Origin of the sequence: Sphingomonas sp. Root720 (assembly GCF_001428605.1) — a bacterium.
In the GTDB taxonomy this organism is placed as follows: Bacteria; Pseudomonadota; Alphaproteobacteria; order Sphingomonadales; family Sphingomonadaceae; genus Rhizorhabdus.
Genome location: NZ_LMID01000001.1, coordinates 1,160,980 through 1,179,526, shown reverse-complemented (window position 1 = coordinate 1,179,526; position 18,547 = coordinate 1,160,980). Strand labels below are relative to the sequence as shown.

Below are 18,547 nucleotides of genomic sequence, written 5' to 3'. Positions count from 1 at the left end.
GAAACCGGTCCGCCCTCCCTGAACGAACGGCGAACCGGCACTCACGAGGAGCATTGTCATGAAACTCGAATTCATCGCCTTGGACAAGCTGGTCATCAGCACCGCCAACATGCGCGGTGGCAAGAAGCCGCCCGACGTGTCCGATCTGCTGCCGACCGTCCGCGCGCGCGGCGTCCTCCAGCCGATCATCGTGCGTCCCAACTGCGCGCCCGATGGCTATGAAATCCTCGCCGGTCGCCGCCGTTTCTTCGCCGCCTCGCTGGTCGCGCAGGAAAGCGGACAGTCCGAACCGATGCCCTGTGCGATCCTCGAGGCGGGCGACGATGCCGCCGCCATCGAAGCCTCGATGATCGAGAATATGGCGCGGCTCGACCCCGACGAGGTAACCCGCTGGGTGAGCTTCACCCGGTTGGTTAAAGAGGGCCGGGGCGTCGAGGATATCGCTACGACCTTCGGCCTGCCCGATCTTGCCGTCCGCCGTATCCTCGCACTTGGCAATCTGCTGCCGCGCATCCGCGACCTCTATGCGCAGGAGCAGATCGACCGCGCCACCGTCCGCCACCTCACCATGGCGAGCAAGGCCCAGCAAAAGACCTGGCTCTCACTGCGCGACGACGCGCAAGCCTATGCGCCGATCGGCCATCAATTGAAGGCGTGGCTGTTCGGCGGGCAGTCGATCGCGGTCAAACAGGCGCTGTTCGATATCGTCAGCTATCCCGGCCAGATCGTCGCCGACCTGTTCGGCGAGGACGGCTATTTCGCCGACGCCGACACGTTCTGGACAGCGCAGCAGGCGGTGATCGACGCGCGCCGCGACGCCTATCTGGAGGCCGGGTGGAGCGATGTCGTGATCGTGCCGACCACCGAGCACTTCCATGAATGGGAATATGAGAAGACCGCAAAGCGCAAGGGCGGGCGGGTCTACATCGACCTGTGCGCCAATGGCGAAGTGACCTTCCACGAAGGCTATCTGAGCCGAAAAGAGGCGCAAAAGGCAGCGCGAGCCGAGGCGATTGGGACGGGCACCAAGGTGGCGCGGCCCGAGGTCACCAGCACGATGCAGACGTATATCGACCTGCACCGCCACGCCGCCGTGCGCGCGGCATTGATCGGCCATCCGGCGGTGGCACTCCGCTTGATGGTCGCGCACGCCATCGCCGGATCGCATCTGTGGCGCGTCTCTATCGAGCCGCAAAGCAGCCGCAACGAGGCGGTGCGCGAGTCGGTCGAGACAAGCACGGGCGAGGCCGATTTCGACGCCGCGCGCCGGAGGATGCTCGACCTGCTGGGCTTCGATCCCGATCAGCCGACCCTGATCGATGGGCGTATCGTGCGGGACGACGACGGCCCCACCGGCGATGGACTGTCGGCGATCTTCCTCGCCCTGCTCGACCTCACCGACGCACAGATCCTCGGCATCGTCGCGGTCGCCATGGGCGAGACTTTGGCGAGCGGCAGTCCCGCCGTGGAGGCGGTGGGGGCGACGATCGGCGTTACGATGTCCGCCTATTGGCAGGCCGACGACGCGCTGTTCGACCTCATCCGCGACAAGGAGGTGCTCGACAGGATCGTCGCCGAGGTCGCGGGCGAGACCATCGCCAAGGCCAATGTGGGCGAGAAGACCAAGGTCTTGAAGAAGATCGTCCGCGATCATCTGGACGGTGCCGAAGGCAGGACCAAGGTCGAGCATTGGGTGCCGCGCTGGATGGCCTTCCCGCCTTCGGCCTATACCGAGCGCGGCGGCGTCGGCACGGTGCGCGCCGCTGCGATGGTCGAGGCGGCGCGCGCCATCCCGCCCGCGCCGGATCCCGACGCACCCCCGGGTGCGGTCGCGGCAACCGAGCCGCAGGCGCTGGCGGCCTGACCATAGACGGGCGGTGGCTTTACCGCCGCCCGTTCTTTCGGAGCCTGAATTTCCGCGCCGCGCCGCGCTCCCTGCGGGAGGCGCGGCGCGGCGTTTTCGCTGTTCGCTTGTGCAACCATCCATTGTCTGCAAGGCCCTCGCCAACGAGGAGACCTTCATTGTCGAACGACGCCCAGGCCGATCTGCTGACCCTGACCACCGAGATCGTCGCCACCCATGTGATGCACAACAGCGTCTCGGCGAACGACGTCGCCACTCTGATCAGGACGGTTCACGCAGCACTTGCCGGGCTCGGCGCCGCACCTGAACCCGTCGAGACGGTTCAGTCACCGGCGGTGACCGTCCGCACCTCGGTCAAGCCCGATCACATCGTCTGCCTCGAAGACGGCAAGAAGATGAAGATGCTCAAGCGCCATCTGACCACCGATCACGGCATGACGCCCGCCGATTACCGTGCCAAATGGAAGCTCCCCGCCGACTACCCGATGGTCGCGCCGAATTATGCCGCGACCCGCCGCGCGCTCGCGGTCAAGATCGGCCTCGGCCGCAAGAAGGGCGACACCGTCGCCAAGCCAGCGGTGGCGGCCAAGCCGGCGCGCAAGTCGCTCAAGCTCAAGCTCGACGACGCCTGACGGCGCTCAGCGGCACCAGTCGGGCTTGGGCATGCCCCGCAGCCATGGCTGCGCGACACCGGCTTCGACCAGCATCTCGCCGAGATCGTGGCCTTCGATCCGCACCCGCGCGACCGTCCGCTTGTAGCTTTTGCCGACCCGCACGAACGACACCGCTTGGCCCGCCAGCATCGCTCGCGCCCGGCTAGACGCCGCGCGGCCCCGGCTGAGTTCCGCCGAGCATTTCGCCTGACCCCGCTGCGATTCAGGCGCATCGATGTCGGCGATCCTGATCCGCTCGCCGCTCCCGAGCCGGAAGGTATCGCCGTCGGTCACCGAGGCGACCCGGCCCGAGACGGTCTCGTATGGCGGGCGCGGGCCCGCCGCCGCGCCCGGAACCGTCATCGTCAGCATCATCGCGAGTAGCAACGGTCCACACAGCAAGGATCGAGCGCGCCCCGTCATTTGTCCTTGTGCCGGATCACCGTCTTGGTCGATCCACAGATGGCGCAGGTATCGATATGTCGTTCAAAGCCATGCTCGCCCGCGAGTTCGCGGGTCTTGTGGTTGGCGTGCTGGCGCACGCTCAGGTCGAGCTTGTCGGTGATGCAATTGTCGCAGATCGATGCCGGCGACAGCCGCTCGATCAGCGCTCGGACCTTGTCCAATATCGTCGTCATTCTGCTCCCCTTGGGAGCCGCATATAGGCAGGCATGTGGGCGCGACAAAGACGGATCAGTCTCCATTCGTCGCTTTGCCCGGCGGCGGTATCCGAGCGTCTTGGCAGTCGTCTCGGCGGCGCTAACGCACCGCATACCGAGCTCTTGGCGCATGACCTGGGAGGGCCGGAGGCTTCCGAAACCATCGCTTCGCACTGATTTCCCCGGCCCGCTTACGCGGTCCTCCTCGCGGCCGCTTCGCTCCAAATCAGCCCTCGGCTCCGGTCCTCCGCTTACGCTGCGGCCTTTCGAGTTCGCTCGCCTCCTAATGCCCTCCCTCACGGTCCGCCATCGCCCGGAAGCGGTTCGGGCGCAATTTTGAGGAGACGAACAATGCCCGCAATCGGTTATGTCCAGCGCCAGGAAAATGGCGGCTTCAAGGGTGTCCTGAAAACGCTTTCGGTTCGCGCCGAGATCGAACTGGTGCCCAATCGCGGCAAGAGCGGCGAGCAGCCCGACTACCGGGTTCTGGCCGGCGGGGTCGAACTCGGCGGCGGCTGGATCCGCACCGGCGAGGTCTCGCAGCAGGAATATATCCGCCTCTCGATGGCGGCGCCCGAGCTCGGTCCACGCCCCATCTACGCCAATCTCGGCCGTGCCGCCGGGCAGGATGACGACGACAGCTACGCGATCATCTGGAACCCGGCTGACTGAGCCGATCCGCCCGCGCCGGGCAAGCCGGCGCGGGCATCGATCACCCTCTAAGCGGTGCGCCGGATTTGCCATAGCTCGCGAGGGACAGTGCAGGCGGGGGCGTCCGCACTGTCCGCTTTCCGTCGCACGGGACCGACAATCCCGTGCCACCCGGTCTCACCCACGCCGCTTATCCAGCCCCGCGCGCTCCGGCGCGCGGGGCTCTTTGCATACTTGTCGCCGGCAGGGGTGTCGAAAACGCGTTTCTCGTTTCCGACACTCTGCAGCGGGTGCCGGGCGGCTCAGATCGGGGGACGCGGATGGCCCCGAGCCGCCGCTTCAGACCGAGGCATGCTCATGGACAGCGACGACGACATCCAGCGGGCGAACCGCGCGAAACGCGGCTCACCCTTCCTGAATACAGACCAGGCGGCGGCCTATCTCATGATGTCGAGCCGGCTGCTCAAGCGGCTGCGCAAGAACGGAACCGGACCACTGTTCCGCCGCCATAGCCGCTTCGTCCAATATCATATCGACGACCTCAATGCCTGGAGCGTCGGCAATTCCGTGCGCGGAAACGGCCATGATTAAGCGCCGCGCCGCGCTGGCGGAAGCGCCGTTGCTCGCCTGGGGCGAGCGGCGGATCGATCGACGCGACCCGCCGAACAAGCGCCGATTAGCCACTTTGATGGCAGGCGGCGTGGCCCTGATCGGGCTCACCATCGTCGCGCCGTCCGCGCCGCGTCTGATCTGGAATGCGAGTGCCAGTGCTCCGATCGGGCTCTATTGGATCGATGCCCGATCCGAGATCGGGGCCGGCGATATCGTCGCCGCTTATGCACCGCCGGCCGCGCGGCGGCTTGCCGCCGAGCGCGGCTATCTGCCGGCGAATGTTCCGCTGGTGAAAGCGGTCGGCGCGGTTGCGGGCGACGATGTCTGCGCCTTCGGGCAGGAAATATTGATCAACAGCCGGCAGGTCGGCGACCGGCAATTGGTCGATGGGCAGGGGCGACCGATGCCCGCTTGGAACGGCTGCGTGCGGCTGCGCGGTCGGATGTTATTCCTGTTCGCATTCGGCAAACCCGAAGCGTTCGACGGGCGCTATTTCGGCGTTACCCAAGCATCGGACATCATCGGCAAGGCGCAGCTGTTATGGGCGCGTTGAGGCTGGCGATCGCGGCGGTCAGCCTGGCGGCAAGCGCGCCGGCCAGCGCCGATCAGGTCGCGCGCTGGCGACCGCTGATCGCCGAGGCATCGGCGCGGTTCGGCGTTCCGCTGGTCTGGATCGAGCAGGTTATGCGCGCGGAGAGCGCGGGAATGACGGTGGTCGATGGCCGGCCGATCCGCTCGTCCGCGGGCGCGATCGGGCTGATGCAGCTGATGCCGGGCACCTGGGATGCGATGCGGCGGAGGATCGCGCTCGGGTCCAATCCCGACGATCCGCGTGACAATATTCTCGCCGGCACATTCTATCTGCGGCTGATGCACGACCGCTTCGGCTACCCCGGATTGTTCGCCGCCTATAATGCCGGGCCGACCCGCTATGCCGCTGTTCTGGCGAGGAAGCGCGCCCTTCCGGCTGAGACGGCTGCCTATCTTGTGAAATTGTCTGGCAGTACGAACGCTGTCGCCAACGGCAATTCAGCTCCGCCATTGCTGTTCATTGTTCGCCGCGATGGCACGCGGGAGACCCGGATGAGGCCAGCGTTGGCGCCTCTTGCGGGGTTGTTCGTGGTCCGCTCCGATGATCGGTGAGGCGCGCGGAGGGGAGGGGGCTCGTCTCGGTCCTCCCAGCATGACGGGCGGCGGAGTGGCTATCAAGGCCCGCGGGTGCCCCCCAATTTACTGCGTAAATCGGTTCCCCCCACGTCCGCTTCGCGGCGCCTGCGCTGGCGCTCCGGCGGCCCTGACAGCCACTCCGCCACCCGTCTTCCGGTCGCTGTCCTCAATCAGGAGGATAAGAGCGAAGGAGACTATCATGACCATGTTTCAACCCATCGGGAACGCATCGGATCGGGTGATGGCGGCATTGATCGCGGGACTCGAGATCGACTTTGGACGCGATGCCGCGGAGGCTCTGGCGCATCGGTTTCTCGAGGCCGAGGAGAGCGATTTCTGCTGGGATGCGAGGGTTCAGGAGCGCTGGCTGGGCACCTATGAGAGCTTCGATGACGACGAATTTGAGCTCGATCGTGTGGTGATCTTGGGGCGGTTGGATGGCCGCTGGTTCGTCGCGGTGAGCATCATCGATGGCGACGGCATGCCGCACGGATTGCTCGGGCGGCGGTCATTCGGGCGGGAAGGCGATGCACAAAGGGCCTTTGCCAATGCGCATTGAGAGTAGCTTTTTTCACCGGGGCGCGGCGTCGGACAGGCGTCGCGTCCCGGCTCTCATTTTGAGCCGTTGGGGGGTGTGGGGAAGGGGAAAGGGATTGCAAGATAAAGGCAATGTCTCGCGACCTTGCTTAACGCTTTGTCTGCACATCCTTTTTTCGCGAGATAGGGGCGCTGACGCGCGAGACAATGCGAGCTTTTTCGGAAGGAAACTTCCGAAAACCGGCACTTTGCTTCCGCTTTTGGGGTCTCGCGCGTGAGCGAGGACGCGTTCGAGCCCCGCGTCGGCAAGATGCGCAGCGGCGGCGGCAAGCGCGCGCGCAAATATGCCAGTCGGATCATCGCTGCGGCGGCGCGCGCTGGCATTGTGACCGGTGGTCGCAATCGTACGTTCGACGGCAGCCGAATCGGGCGCGGTGCCAGCATGGGGCGGCTCCTCGGCAGCCGGGACAGGTTGGCCGCCTTTCGCGGACGGCGCGCAGTGGTCAAGACGCGCCTGGTCCGATTGGGCGCCAAGGGACTGCCGGCGGCACGGGCACATCTGCGCTACATTCAACGTGACGGCGTGACCCGCGAAGGGAGCCCCGGCACGCTCTATTCGGCCGAGCTGGACCAGGCCGAAGGGAAGGCCTTCATCGAACGCTGCGACAGCGATCGTCACCAGTTCCGGTTCATCGTCTCGGCAGAGGACGGTGCAGAGTATCCTGACCTTAAGCCATTCGTCCGACGGCTGATGACGCAAGTCGAGGAGGATCTCGGCACGAAGCTCGACTGGGTCGCGGTCGATCATTTCAACACCGGCCATCCCCATACCCACATCATGCTGCGCGGGGTCGACGATCAGGGGCAGAATCTCGTCATCGCGCCCGAATATCTCAAGCACGGGTTCCGCGCTCGCGCGGCCGAACTCGTCACGCTCGATCTGGGACCACGCACGACCCAGGAGATCGAAGCGCGGCTTCGGCATGATATCGATGCGGAGCGGTTGACCGCGATCGATCTGAAATTGCTGCGCAGCATGGACGCCGATCGTCTCGTCGCGGCGGCCGATCGCGATCCGTTCCAACAGTCGCTGCTAGCAGGGCGCTTGCAGAAGCTCGCCACCATGGATCTCGCCGACAATATCGGCGGCGGTAGCTGGCGGCTCGCCGACGGTCTAGAGGCCGCGCTGCGATCGATCGGGGAACGCGGCGACATCATCCGCACGATGCAGCGCGAGCTGACCGCGCGTAAACTCGACCGGCCGTGGATCGGTCGCAGCTTGTACGGCGCGGGCGATAGCGATCCCCAGCCGATCGTCGGCCGGGTCATTGCGCGCGGGCTCGCCGACGAGCATCGCGACCGCCATTACCTGCTGGTCGACGGGGTCGATGGCCATGCCCATTATGTCGATATCGGCCGGAGCGACGCCGTGCGGCCGATTCCCGACGGCGCGATCGTGCGCGTGTCGGCGCGGAGGCTAGAGCTCCGGAATGCCGATCGCGTGGTTGCCGAGGTGGCGGCCGCTAATGGCGGGCGCTACTCAATCGACCTCCATTTGCGACAGGATCCGACCGCCACACAGGCATTTGCCGAAACACATGTGCGGCGGCTCGAGGCAATGCGCCGCGCCGGCGTTGGCGTCGATCGCGCGGTCGATGAGAGCTGGACGATCCCGACCGATCATATCGATCGTGCCGCCGCCTATGAGGCGCGTCGGCACCGGGATCAGCCGGTTGCGGTGGAAACGCTGTCTTCGCTGCCGCTCGAGCAACTACAACGCGCTGATGCCGCGACCTGGCTCGATCGGGAGCTCGCCGAGGGCAGGCCGCCGTCTATCCGCGATGCCGGTCTGGGGCGCGAGGTACGGACCGCGCTCGCCGCGCGGCGCCAATGGCTGATCGAGCAGGGGCTGGCGGGCGAAGACGGGTCGGTTGGCCAGCCGGTAATCGATGCCCTACAGCGCCGAGATATGTTGCAGGCGGCGGACGGCCTCGCCCGCGCACTCAACAAGCCCTTCGCCGAGATCGCGAACGGTGCGTCGATTGAGGGCAAACTCTCGCGCTTGGTCGAGCTGACCAGCGGGCGGTTCGCGCTGATCGAGCGCGCCCATGACTTCACCCTGGTGCCGTGGCGCCCCATGCTTGAGGCGCGGATCGGCCAGCAGGTCGGCGGGATCATGCGCGCCGACGGGATTAGCTGGCGTCTGAACCGGGGGCGCTCCGTGCCGCAGATCAGTTGAGGCGCCTATCCTGGTCCGACCGGTCGGACGCTCGGGCGCTGCCTTCTCGGCCATGGGCATAGCCATCGATCAGTTCGGCAAGGCTGAGGTCATCCTGCGGTACCGCGCCGATCCCGTCGGTCGTCAACGTCACCACGATCGTGCTTTGATTGTGCGACAGCTTGAAGCGATGCAGCATGGTTGCCGCGCTCACGGTTAGCGGACTGGCAGCTTTCGGGCGTTTACACCGCTAAGCGGATGTCGGAGTATCCAACCTACCGGGCGCGGATTGCCGGTCACGATTAATTCAACTGATGCAGTTCGCGGATTGTGGCTTCGGGAAAGATGTGCGCGGCGGTCACGGCCGCCCGCGCGGCAGCGACGTCGGGTACAAACAGGACTACCGCAAGGTCCTTCACGGCGCGCGAACAGCAAACGTAGAAGAGCCGTCGGGTGCGATCGAGCACCGACTCCTCGCCCCCCGCAATCCGCGCTTCGTCGTTGTCGGAAAGTGGAGTGAACCCCAGATATTTGCCGTAAGAGTAGAGGTTGTAGGCGGCTTCCTCGTCGTCGAGCACCACAAGCACGCGCTCGAACTGCGCACCCTTCACCCCATGATGCGTGGCGAAGGGCGACTCTTCGAGCATGTAGCGGCGATGCGCCCAAAGCTCGTCGACGCCACAGTCGAGGAACGCGGCGACATTCGCATAGCCCGACGAACCGTCATCGACCGGCTCGGCCACGAAGTGCGCACCGAAGCGATCGTCGAGGCTAAGCAGTTCGGCATTGCGGACATGCTGCAAAACCTGCCGGACGGTCGATAGCGATCCCTCGGCGAGCATAATGCTCAATGTGTTGACCGCCTGCTGAAGCGCGGCGAGCACCGGCGCGACCGGCTGGCCGCGGAGCCGGTCGGACTGCAGGCGCGGGCTCTCGGCGCGCAGGATCGACATGATCGCGAACTGGTCGTCGGCCCGGGCCGCACCGATCATCGGCAGCAGATGCTGGGTGAATGGGCGCAGCGGCCAGGCGGTCCCATCGGCAATCCCTTCGCTCATGCTCTGGGGTGCGCCGTCGTTGAGGGCCGCGTAGAGATCGGCAAAGCCCAGCCGCCGCGCCGCCATCCGGTGCACCAGCACGAGCAGGCGCACATCGCCGTCGCGCAGGTCGCTCAGCCAGGCATCGTCCGCGGTCTGTTCGGCAAGCCATGAGCGAACCGCAGCGAGACGCTCGGAGCGCTGGTTGTCGGCAGGCAGGATGAAGATGTTGGCGGTGCCCTCGACCGGCTGTTCGACATCGTCGATCACGACCGTGCGGCCGCGAATCTGCGCCAGCCCGTCGCCCGGCGCGCGGATCGCATTGATCACGCCAAGCACCGAGGTCGGACAGCGGAAATTCTCTGGCTTGGTGATGTCGGCCCAGCCGGCGTTCAGCGCGATCGCACCGGCGCCGGCGCCATAGATCTTCTGCATTGGGTCGCCGAAGAAGCCGACGCACAGCGGCTCCTCGCCGGCGATCTGCCGCAACGCCTCGATGACCGCGGGTTGGGTGTCCTGGCTTTCGTCGACGAAGATATAGGGAAATCGGCGGGCGACGATCCGCCGCAGCAGTGGATGAACGGTGACGCAGGCGGGCGTTAGCCGCAAAATGTCGTCATGCCCGAGAATGCCCTCAGCATAGCGGCTGCCGGTTTCATAGGTGAACTTCTCGACGCGCCCGATGGCCTCGCGCTCGATCCCGAGATCGGCAATCTCCTGCTCGAGCCGTACCCTCGTCGCGGCGCGCGTGCCGGGCTTTGCGTGCCGCTCCTGCCGCTCACCGATTTTCTCGTCGATCCGCGCGACGACCCAGGCCGCAATGTCGGTCTGGAACGGACGGACGATCGACCACAGGAAGCTGTGTATCGTCGAGACGTGAAATAGCGGCGACACGCCGACATCGTGCGAGATTTCGCCGACCGCGACTTCGGTGAAGGTGATGCAGGCAATCTGCTGCCCGGCGCGCCGTAGCGCCGGTCCGCGCGTTTCGCCGAGATGCGCCAGCGCCTTAATCAGCGACGTCGTTTTGCCCGACCCCGCACCCGCAACCATGACGAACGAGCGCGCCTCACCCAGGCAGTCCCGCACCTGGAGATCGGCCGGCGTGTCAGGGCTGCCGATGCGGCTGGTCATGCGGCAATCTCGGGATTCACTGCGTCGCCCTGACCGAGTCCGCCCGCGGGGAGCGGTGCGAGCTCATTCTCGAGCCAGCGCAAACCATTGGCGATATAAGCCGGCACCGCCCATTGCGCCGGATCCTCGGCCAGCAACGCGAGCGCGAAGTCGGTCTTTTTGAAGCTCTTGGCCTGGACCCGTCGGTGGATGCGCCGCGCGAGATCCGTCAGATCTTTGTCGCCCGCCTTAGGAATCCGCAGCTGTAAGGATTTGCGCGCGACGTCCTGGCACCAAGCGAGGTTTTCCAAGGCAAAGGCCTCTTCGAGCGTTCGCCCGGCAAGCGCCATGGTGTCCTCACCCCAGGTCACATCGGTGCGGCACTGATAGGCGACGCGGACAAGCGCCTGATTGTCATTGGCCCTTGGCTGGGTGCAGTCGTCGTCGGTCGCGGCCCATAATGCTTCGACGGTGCCGCACCGCGGCAGCCATTGCAGCAGGGTCTGATTGGACGTCGCCGCGCCGGGATGGCCCGCAATGCACGCCTTGCCGGGCTTCTCGGCGACGTCGGCCGCTGGTTCAGCCGCATCGTCCTCCTGGTCGTCATCCTCGTCCTCCGCTTCAGCCGCGGGGAGCGCTCCGCCTTCGTCCAGAGCGGCTGCCACAACCGCGCCATCCGCGCCATCAGCGCCGCCTTCGCCTTCCTCGTCGGCTTCAAGCACGGGCGCGGCGAAAACGCTGTCGAGATCCGTGATGACCAATGCCGTTAGCCCCAGAAACTCGATCAGGGATTTGAACCGATAGCCAAAGGCACCTCCGATCTCGAGCACGGTCAGATAGGTCGATTGCAGCCGCGGCGCGGCACTCGTGATCATCTGCGGTAGCAGCAGCCGCTCGACATTGCCCTCCACCAGCACGGTCGCGTCGGCGAAGAACAGATCGCAATGGGTGAGTCTCAGATAGCGTTCCAGAAAGGTCCGGATGTTCGGATCGGTGTCGTCGTAGAATATCGATAGGTTGAGGACATCGGACGTCGATATTGCCTCTGAACGGCTGCGCCGGAAATAACGGATGGGACGGAAGCCGCGCTCGTAGAGGATGTGGGTCGAGTGCGTCGTGACCACGACCTGGCTGGTATAATGGACCTGGTCCTCCTCGCCGAGTGCGAGGATATCCATTACCTTGCGGATGAACGCCTGCTGGAGTTGGGCGTGCAGGTGCGCTTCCGGCTCTTCGATGAAGATGAGATGTACCGGCGGGCGATTGTCCTCGATGCCCAGCCACTGCGCATGGATGTCGAGCAACTCAACGACCATGAAGATCAGGTTCTTGAAGCCGAGGCCATTGTAGTTGTCGGGCAGTGTCGGCGGCTCGGTCGCGCCGTCGTCTGGGCCGAGCGCATAATGGACGCGCGTCCCGTCGCGACTGCTCATGATCGACTCCGGGTCGAGCGCAGAGCGGATCATGAGCCGTGGATTGGCGAGGCCGGGATAGCCAAGCCGGGCAAGGCTGCGCAGCGTCGGCGCGAAGACGCGTTCCAGATGCTCGTTGAGCAGCGCTTCGGATTCCGCCAGCGCCCGAAGCGCGACGAGATCCTCGCCCCTTTGCTCGAGATTGCGATCGTAGAAGCGGCTGAGGACCCGTGAGAGGTTCTCGGCACGAGCGCTGCCCGGCAGGTCCGACAAATGCCGCTGGGCATGTAGAAAATCAATGCGCAGTAAACTTTCGAGTATCTTGGCGCCCGTCCGGTCCCGCCCGGTCAGCTGTTTAGGCTGATAGCCAACCTCCGCGACCATAGCAGGATCGAACCGTCTGGGGTCGAGCACGAAGTGGCGAAGCTCGTACTCGTCGTTGAGCTTGTCACGCAGATACTCTTGTAGATTGCGCGGCGAAGGATCGAAGGCAAGCGCCTCACCGTCCTGCGGCGCCATGGCCTCAAGCGCGCGCTGGCGTGCCTCGGTATATCGGACCCGCGTCATATTGGGATCGACCGGTCCGAAGACGACGCGCATGCCGACCAGAGCACCTTCCCAGGCGAGGCTCGGCAGCAGGTCGACAACGCGGTGGATGTCGTCGGCTCCGATCTCCAGCCAGATGTCGATCTCTATCGACGGAAGTTCGGCTTCCGCCTCTCCCTCGCCAAACGCAACAATCTGCGGCCATTGATCCGCGCTGAAGTCGTGGACGCTGAACTTGCCCCGGCCGGTAAACAACTGAAGCGCGTGGCCAACGGATGTCTTGCCACTATTGTTAGCACCAACGAAGATCGAAATATCGGGCGCTAGATCGATCACGACATTGCTTAGACGCCGAAAATTTCGGATCGACACCTTCTTCAGGTACATCTCACCTCCCCATATAGATCGACGGCAAGCACTCCCCCGCGCCGACGATCAGGACTGATGGACTAAACTGAATCTACGAACCAAACGAGGCTTTAATGCAGCAATCCGCCGTTCGAAGAGCGGGAGTGACAGGCTCGCACGACCCTCCAGATCGCAAACCGGATCATCGTGGCGGCAAAGGAACTGCTGGAACGCCCCGAAGCGCTGCGGCAGGAATTACTGGACGCCGCAATTGCCGATCTCCTGGCTGATGCCTCTCCGGTGCAGCGAAGCGAAATGGTGGGTGATCTCTGGCAATCGCTCGCGATCTAGGTTCATTAAGGCCCTGTGTCGTAAACGCTCAGCCATCGGCCGCGTCAGATGGCGGCTCAACAAACCGGGTACCAAAGACGATGAAGGGCGGTTGGCGGATTCCGCTCTGTTCGAAATAGTCCCTTTCCACCAAAAATCGCTCAAGTTGAAAGGAATCCTCTCTCGCCCACATCGCGAAGAGTTCGATGTCGCGGTCGCGCGCGAGCACCTTCGCAATCGTCTGCTGCACAGTCACGTCGGTGCGTAAGCCGAAGTGAATCGCGGTAAGCTTAAAATTCAGCGTGTTTGCTCCGACTCGGGGGGAGATATCGCGCCACTCACGCTCATAAGCCCACTCTTTCGATTTTGCATAGAAGTAGGTCTGCCGCACCCTCTTCTCGGCATCCGCGCTGCCTTCGAATTTCCAGCGCAACAGGTCATCCGCCCGTACCGCCCTCGGCGCCCTGTAGTCGACTGCCCCAAGCGTCTGCACGGGCATCAGCGACGTGTCATATTCCAGGCAAAGCCCTCGATGATGATCGCTATAGTGGCTCCACATTAGCACCGAGGAATAGGTTTCGGAGAGCGAAAGGACGCCATAGGTCGCCATCTCCGCGCGCAGGCGGTTTAGAATATCCCTTCCGAGCGACCAGCGCAGCCTGGCATCCTCGGCGCCCGGGGTGTCGGGCTCATCATCCCAGACCTCAGTCGCAGAGTAGCGCAGGCTTCTGATCTCCTGCTCGATCCTGTCGGGCGTCTCCCCGCTCTGCTCTAGCATTTGGCGAAGCAGCCGGATCCCATCGTCGGTGCTGACATCCAGGTCGAGCGTCGGATTGCAATCGAGAGGATCGTTGAACTGCTGGGGCGAGGCATGAAAGATTTCTGCCTCGCTGATCGCGCGCAGCGAAAACACCTTGAAGGGACAATATTTATAAAGCTTCGCTGGCGGCGTCATTCGCCAGACCTATCAGCAGAAGCGCCGACGTGAATAGCGGCCATGGTGGATGCGATTGCCCGGGCGGGATCGTTTTCCCGTTCAATTTAGGTAATGACAAGCGGAGGGCGCGTATCCAGGGCGACGGCAGATTGCGCCCTGGTCGCTCCAACCTTGAAATGCTGATCCTGAAAGGAGCCGCCTGCTCCGCCGCGAGTGCCTTTGGTTAGGCAGACGAACGCTAGTTGCGGCTAGAGAAACCGTTGCTCGATTCTACTACCGCTAGGTGTTTTGATCACCGTGAAACCGTTTGGCACGGCTTGCTGAACGAGCGGAACGTGAGAGATCAGACCGACCGCTCTGCGCTGGCCTACGATATCCTGCAGAACCTGCAGCACCTGATCCAATGTCCCGCCGTCGCTGTCGCTGTCGAGACTGCCGAAGCCCTCGTCGATGAAGATCGTATCGAGACGGATGGCACCGTGCGTCATCTCGACGATGTCAGACAGCCCAAGCGCGAGAGCCAAAGCGGCGATGAAGGTCTCGCCACCGGACAGGGTCGTGACCTCGCGCGCCCGCCCAGTTTGGATGTCATGTACGCGGATATCCAGCCCTCGCTTTCTGCGACCGCCTACCGTTTGAACGTCGCGCTCCAAGCGATACCGACCTTGGCTCATCGGATCGAAGCGAAGGTTGGCGGCTTCGAGCACCTGATCGAACATCGCGCCAACGGCGTATGTCTCCAGAGTTATATTCATCGCATTGCGGCCTTCGAACACGTCAGCAAGCGCACGCAAAGGGCCGGATTGTTCGTTCAACAGCGCCAGACGATCCATCTGCTCACGCAAGCTTTCGAGCAACTGGGTCAGCTGGTTGCAACCCGCGCGCGCGTCGGCGGTAGCGCGGGTAGCGGTCGCTGCGGCCGCCTGCGCAGCGTCCCGCGCGGCGCGGAGAAGCTCAAGATTCGGCCGTTCACGGTCCACGATCGCCGCGCTCGTGTCTTCGACCCGACTCTGCGCACGCGTCAGGTTTTCGCGGAACGTGTCGAGTTGTTCGAGCATGGTCGCCATGTTCGCAATATCGGCTTTCGCTACCCGATACTGTTCATCGGTCAGGCCGAGCTCGTCTCGCCGCGTCGCATAAGCGGTACGCGCATTCGCAAGGTCCTGGTCGCATTCGGTGATACGCTTAGCCGCACCCGTTCGCTCGCTTTCGGCGCCGGCGCGATCAGCGCTGCTCTGCGTGCGGGCGTCCTGCGCTGTCTCGATTTCCTGCTGACGCTGGTCGATCTGCGTGCTGACGGTGCGTCGCCGAATCGTGATCGCGGCGGCGTCGCGAAGCCAGTCAGGAACTGCGGCGATGTGGTCATTATAGGACTGCCGAGTCAGCGCGGCCGCTGTCCCCGCCGATTGCTCAGCAACCGCCTTTGTCGTGCTTTCGATGTCTGCGGTGGTGACGTTGCCCTCAAAAGTGCCGGTCTGTCCGACGAGGGACGCAACATCAACGACAGCGCCCAGAGCCTCAATCGCCTTGCCCAACCGCAGCGCCTCGCCCTCGAGATCCGCCGCACTACCTTCGGGCGCGTCGAGCGCCTCCACGGCAGTCTTTCGTTCGTCCCGAACGCTGCGCGTAGCGCTGAGCGCCGATTCCGCCGTCTGAGCGTCTACTGCGGCGCTGTCGAACGCGACCTGCGCCTGACGCCATGCGGCCTCCAATCCGGCGGCGGGCTCGCCACCATGGGCAGGCTGGGGATGCTCTGCACTGCCACAGACGGGGCAGGGACTGCCGCTCTCAAGGCTTTCAGCGAGCAACCTCGCCTGCCCGGCGATGAATTCCGCCTGTCGATCACGGACGGCGTCCTCTAGTCCGCTACGGTGCAACCGTGCGTCCGCCACCTTGGTCTGCGCTTTCGTTAGAAGACCTTCGGCGGTCTCCAAGGCCGTCCGAGCCCGCTCCACCTCGCGCGCGTGGCGCGCTTGCCGCTGAACCCGGTCGCGTTCTCCGGTGAGGCGCAGCCGTTCATTCTCGTTGGCATGCGCTCGATCGACAGTCGCGCGGTGGGTCACGAGCGCTTGCGTTGCACGTTCGGCCAGTTGCTGGGCCGTCGCGGCTGCGGTCCGCGCGCTTGCGCGCATGCCCTCGGCATTCTCGGCCTGTACCTTCAGATCGGCGGCATCGGTGAGGACCGCGGCATAGCGATCGAGATCGGAAAGCTGCTGCTTCAAGGCGTCGATCTCACCGACCTTGGCTTTCAGATCTTCTAGCGTCCGCTGTGCTGTCACCTCTGCCGCCACGGTTTCGGTCACGCGCTGCACAGCGATCGTCTCCGCGTCCTTGGCCGCAGCCAAGGCTGTGACCGCGCGCGTGACGGCGTCATCACGATCGACCAGCTGCACCGCGCATCCGGCGGCCGTATGGCGTTCCCGAAGGGCGTCCATATAGGTCTGGCGTCCTTGCAGGGCTGTGAGCGCTGTCGTCGCAGCACTGGCTTCATCGAAACACTTCTGCAGGGCCTCGCCATTGCCAAGCGTGGTGGCGGCGGCGGCACGGGTCGCGTCGGCCGTCGCGGCGGCGGCATCGAGTTCGGCGCACCGTCCTTCCGCTGCATCGATCGCGCTGGTCAGATCATCGGTGCTGGCAAACCCGGCGTTGGTCAGTTGCTGAACGTGCAGCGACATGCCTTGCTGGTAAGTCGTGCGGGCTTCGGTGGCACGCTCCTTCAGGCGCTCGGTCATCCGCTCGTAGAGCGAAACGTCGAACAGGCCGCGCAAGATCTCTAGGCGCGCCTTGCTGTCCGACGCGAGGAAGCGCTCGAACTGCCCCTGGGGCAGAAGGACGATCTGGCGAAATTGCTCGACGTCGTAGCCGAGCAATTCGCGAATGCGTTCGTTGACCACGCCGACCCGCTTCTCGGCCAACACCGTTCCGCAATTGTCGACCGAGACGTCGTCGACCTCGATATCGGTCACATCAAACAGATAGGCGGTATGAACATGGTCGGTCTCGCCATCGCCGCGCACTCTCGGCCGCTTCTGCTCGGGCTGCCGGCGCACGAAGTAACGCTTGCCGCCGAGCTCGAAAAGGAAAGCCACCTCTGTGAGGGTCTGCGCGGCGGCATGGCCTGACCGCATGCTGGTCGTCGGTTGCTCGTGCTTCGCGCCTTCGCCGAAGAGCGCGAACGCCATCGCACTGAAGATCGAGGATTTGCCCGATCCCGTCGGCCCGTAGATCCCGAACAGGCCCGCGTCCACGGCCTGTCGGAAGTCTACAACCTCGGTCGCGGCGTAAGGCCCGAAAGCGGTTATGAAGAGCTTGAGCGGTTTCACGCCTCGATCTCCTGACGCGCTTCGTGGATCAGCGTGTTCACCAGCTGAGTATCGACCTCGCCGGGTGCCTCCCCGCGAACGAATTCTATGAAGTCGGAGACGAGGGTCTCAGGATCGTCGATCGCGGCGCGCCCCTCACCGAGTTTCTCTTCCAGCGTCCGTTCAGCGCGTTCATAAGTGAGCTGGACAGCATTGGGGTATAGCACACGGATGCGCTTCATCGGATCAATCTGGGGGGTTTCGTCGGTGAGGACCACGCGGATGAAATCGTCCGAGCCAACAGGCGCTGCAACCAATTCCTCAAGCGTCCCCCGGATCGTCCGGGCCTGCCGGCGAGGCTTCAATGGTATGGCTGTTGTCTCGATGGAGCCATCGGCTGCCATGTCGATCAGCGTCAGCGATTTCTCCCGACCTTCTTCGTCGAAGCCAAAGGCCAGCGGCGAGCCGGAATAGCGAATATGCGGCGCCCCCACCGATTGCGCCCGATGGAGATGGCCAAGCGCGACATAGTGGGCGCCATCGAAGATCTCCGCGCTGATCGTCTCGATCCCGCCGACGGTGCGTGACAGCGACCGCTCGCTGTCCGTCGAGGCGGCGCCCTCGACGAAGCTGTGGGCCACCACGATCCAGCGAGCACCGGCCGGGACCCCGTTGCGGGCCGCATTGACCTGCGCCGCGATGACGTCTGCAGGGCAGTTGATGTCTTCTTCGTCGAAGCAGGCTCGAGCTGCGAATTCATAGGAAAAGGGAAGGGCGGAGATCGCGACCGGCCCATGCTCGTCTTCAAGCATCATCGGCAGGTCGTAGGCGTCGAGCGGTCCGCGGATCAGCGCCTTTTCGATTGGTGCGAGGACGCCAAGCATGCCGATCTGCGCGGCTGCATCGTGATTGCCGGCGATAATGACAATGGCGAGCCCGGGGTTGGCCGTCGCCTGAAGCAGAAAGTCGCGAAGGCGCGTGAGCGCCGTCTGCGGCGGCCCGGCGCGATCAAAGATGTCCCCGGCAATGATGAGCACGTCGGGGGAATGCTCGAGGATAGCCGTATCGATCTGCGCGAGGATCGCATCATGATCCTCGTCGAGGGATAGCTGGAAGAACTGGCGGCCGAGATGCCAGTCGCTCGTGTGCAAAATCCGCATA

17 protein-coding genes are annotated in these 18,547 nt (G+C 64.3%); 9 read left to right on the top strand and 8 right to left on the bottom strand.

All coding sequences use genetic code 11. The annotated features are described in order from the left end of the window. Window positions 1–58: 58 nt before the first annotated feature. Entirely contained in the window at window positions 59–1,864 is a 1,806-nt protein-coding gene (locus ASE22_RS05420; RefSeq protein WP_056355884.1) for a ParB/RepB/Spo0J family partition protein, read from the top strand. Window positions 1,865–2,022: 158 nt separating this feature from the next. Next, window positions 2,023–2,496, top strand: coding sequence for a MucR family transcriptional regulator (locus ASE22_RS05415; protein ID WP_082545661.1), 474 nt, complete (start codon window positions 2,023–2,025; stop codon window positions 2,494–2,496). A gap of 6 nt (window positions 2,497–2,502) precedes the next feature. Here ASE22_RS05415 and ASE22_RS05410 read toward each other — a convergent pair whose 3' ends face one another. Both ASE22_RS05410 and ASE22_RS05405 read right to left on the bottom strand, forming a co-directional pair. After that, the gene (locus ASE22_RS05410) at window positions 2,503–2,904 is read right to left on the bottom strand and encodes a thermonuclease family protein (RefSeq protein ID WP_235537473.1); all 402 of its coding nucleotides are present in this window, start codon (window positions 2,902–2,904) and stop codon (window positions 2,503–2,505) included. A 32-nt stretch (window positions 2,905–2,936) separates the two neighbouring features. Next, window positions 2,937–3,155, bottom strand: coding sequence for a hypothetical protein (locus tag ASE22_RS05405; protein ID WP_056355880.1), 219 nt, complete (start codon window positions 3,153–3,155; stop codon window positions 2,937–2,939). A 372-nt stretch (window positions 3,156–3,527) separates the two neighbouring features. Here ASE22_RS05405 and ASE22_RS05400 point away from each other — a divergent pair, with 372 nt between their 5' ends. The 6 genes from ASE22_RS05400 to rlxS all read left to right on the top strand — a co-directional run bounded on the left by ASE22_RS05400 (window position 3,528) and on the right by rlxS (window position 8,382). Next, on the top strand, window positions 3,528–3,848 hold the full coding sequence (locus tag ASE22_RS05400; RefSeq protein WP_056355879.1) for a DUF736 domain-containing protein: 321 nt from the start codon (window positions 3,528–3,530) through the stop codon (window positions 3,846–3,848). A 336-nt stretch (window positions 3,849–4,184) separates the two neighbouring features. Then, window positions 4,185–4,418, top strand: a complete 234-nt coding sequence (locus ASE22_RS05395; protein ID WP_056356361.1) for a helix-turn-helix domain-containing protein — start codon at window positions 4,185–4,187, stop codon at window positions 4,416–4,418. Continuing rightward, a complete protein-coding gene (locus tag ASE22_RS05390) occupies window positions 4,411–4,992 on the top strand; it encodes a S26 family signal peptidase (protein ID WP_056355877.1) in 582 nt (193 codons plus the stop codon). The genes ASE22_RS05395 and ASE22_RS05390 overlap by 8 nt, the downstream gene beginning before the upstream one ends. Then, the gene (locus ASE22_RS05385) at window positions 4,980–5,582 is read left to right on the top strand and encodes a lytic transglycosylase domain-containing protein (protein WP_056355875.1); all 603 of its coding nucleotides are present in this window, start codon (window positions 4,980–4,982) and stop codon (window positions 5,580–5,582) included. Before ASE22_RS05390 ends, ASE22_RS05385 begins: the two co-directional genes overlap by 13 nt. A 223-nt stretch (window positions 5,583–5,805) precedes the next feature. After that, window positions 5,806–6,165, top strand: coding sequence for a hypothetical protein (locus ASE22_RS05380; RefSeq protein WP_235536489.1), 360 nt, complete (start codon window positions 5,806–5,808; stop codon window positions 6,163–6,165). Window positions 6,166–6,417: 252 nt separating this feature from the next. Then, window positions 6,418–8,382 (top strand): relaxase/mobilization nuclease RlxS, encoded by a 1,965-nt coding sequence (gene rlxS, locus ASE22_RS05375; protein WP_056355873.1) that lies wholly within the window; start codon window positions 6,418–6,420, stop codon window positions 8,380–8,382. Here rlxS and ASE22_RS05370 read toward each other — a convergent pair. From ASE22_RS05370 to ASE22_RS05360, 3 genes are all read right to left on the bottom strand, one after another. Continuing rightward, window positions 8,375–8,560, bottom strand: coding sequence for a hypothetical protein (locus ASE22_RS05370; RefSeq protein ID WP_056355871.1), 186 nt, complete (start codon window positions 8,558–8,560; stop codon window positions 8,375–8,377). The genes rlxS and ASE22_RS05370 overlap by 8 nt on opposite strands. A gap of 103 nt (window positions 8,561–8,663) precedes the next feature. Beyond that, a complete protein-coding gene (locus tag ASE22_RS05365) occupies window positions 8,664–10,532 on the bottom strand; it encodes a UvrD-helicase domain-containing protein (RefSeq protein WP_056355869.1) in 1,869 nt (622 codons plus the stop codon). Next, a complete protein-coding gene (locus ASE22_RS05360) occupies window positions 10,529–12,856 on the bottom strand; it encodes an ATP-dependent nuclease (protein ID WP_056355866.1) in 2,328 nt (775 codons plus the stop codon). The genes ASE22_RS05365 and ASE22_RS05360 overlap by 4 nt, the downstream gene beginning before the upstream one ends. Window positions 12,857–13,024: 168 nt before the next feature. Between ASE22_RS05360 and ASE22_RS26685 the strand changes: the two genes are divergently transcribed. Beyond that, window positions 13,025–13,168, top strand: coding sequence for a hypothetical protein (locus ASE22_RS26685; protein ID WP_156397321.1), 144 nt, complete (start codon window positions 13,025–13,027; stop codon window positions 13,166–13,168). Window positions 13,169–13,196: 28 nt separating this feature from the next. Here ASE22_RS26685 and ASE22_RS05355 read toward each other — a convergent pair whose 3' ends face one another. From ASE22_RS05355 to ASE22_RS05345, 3 genes are all read right to left on the bottom strand, one after another. Continuing rightward, entirely contained in the window at window positions 13,197–14,102 is a 906-nt protein-coding gene (locus ASE22_RS05355; RefSeq protein ID WP_056355864.1) for a DUF2971 domain-containing protein, read from the bottom strand. A gap of 230 nt (window positions 14,103–14,332) precedes the next feature. Beyond that, the gene (locus ASE22_RS05350; protein ID WP_056355862.1) at window positions 14,333–17,407 is read right to left on the bottom strand and encodes an AAA family ATPase; all 3,075 of its coding nucleotides are present in this window, start codon (window positions 17,405–17,407) and stop codon (window positions 14,333–14,335) included. Continuing rightward, window positions 17,404–18,546, bottom strand: coding sequence for an exonuclease SbcCD subunit D (locus ASE22_RS05345; protein ID WP_056355860.1), 1,143 nt, complete (start codon window positions 18,544–18,546; stop codon window positions 17,404–17,406). The genes ASE22_RS05350 and ASE22_RS05345 overlap by 4 nt, the downstream gene beginning before the upstream one ends. Window position 18,547: the final 1 nt, after the last annotated feature.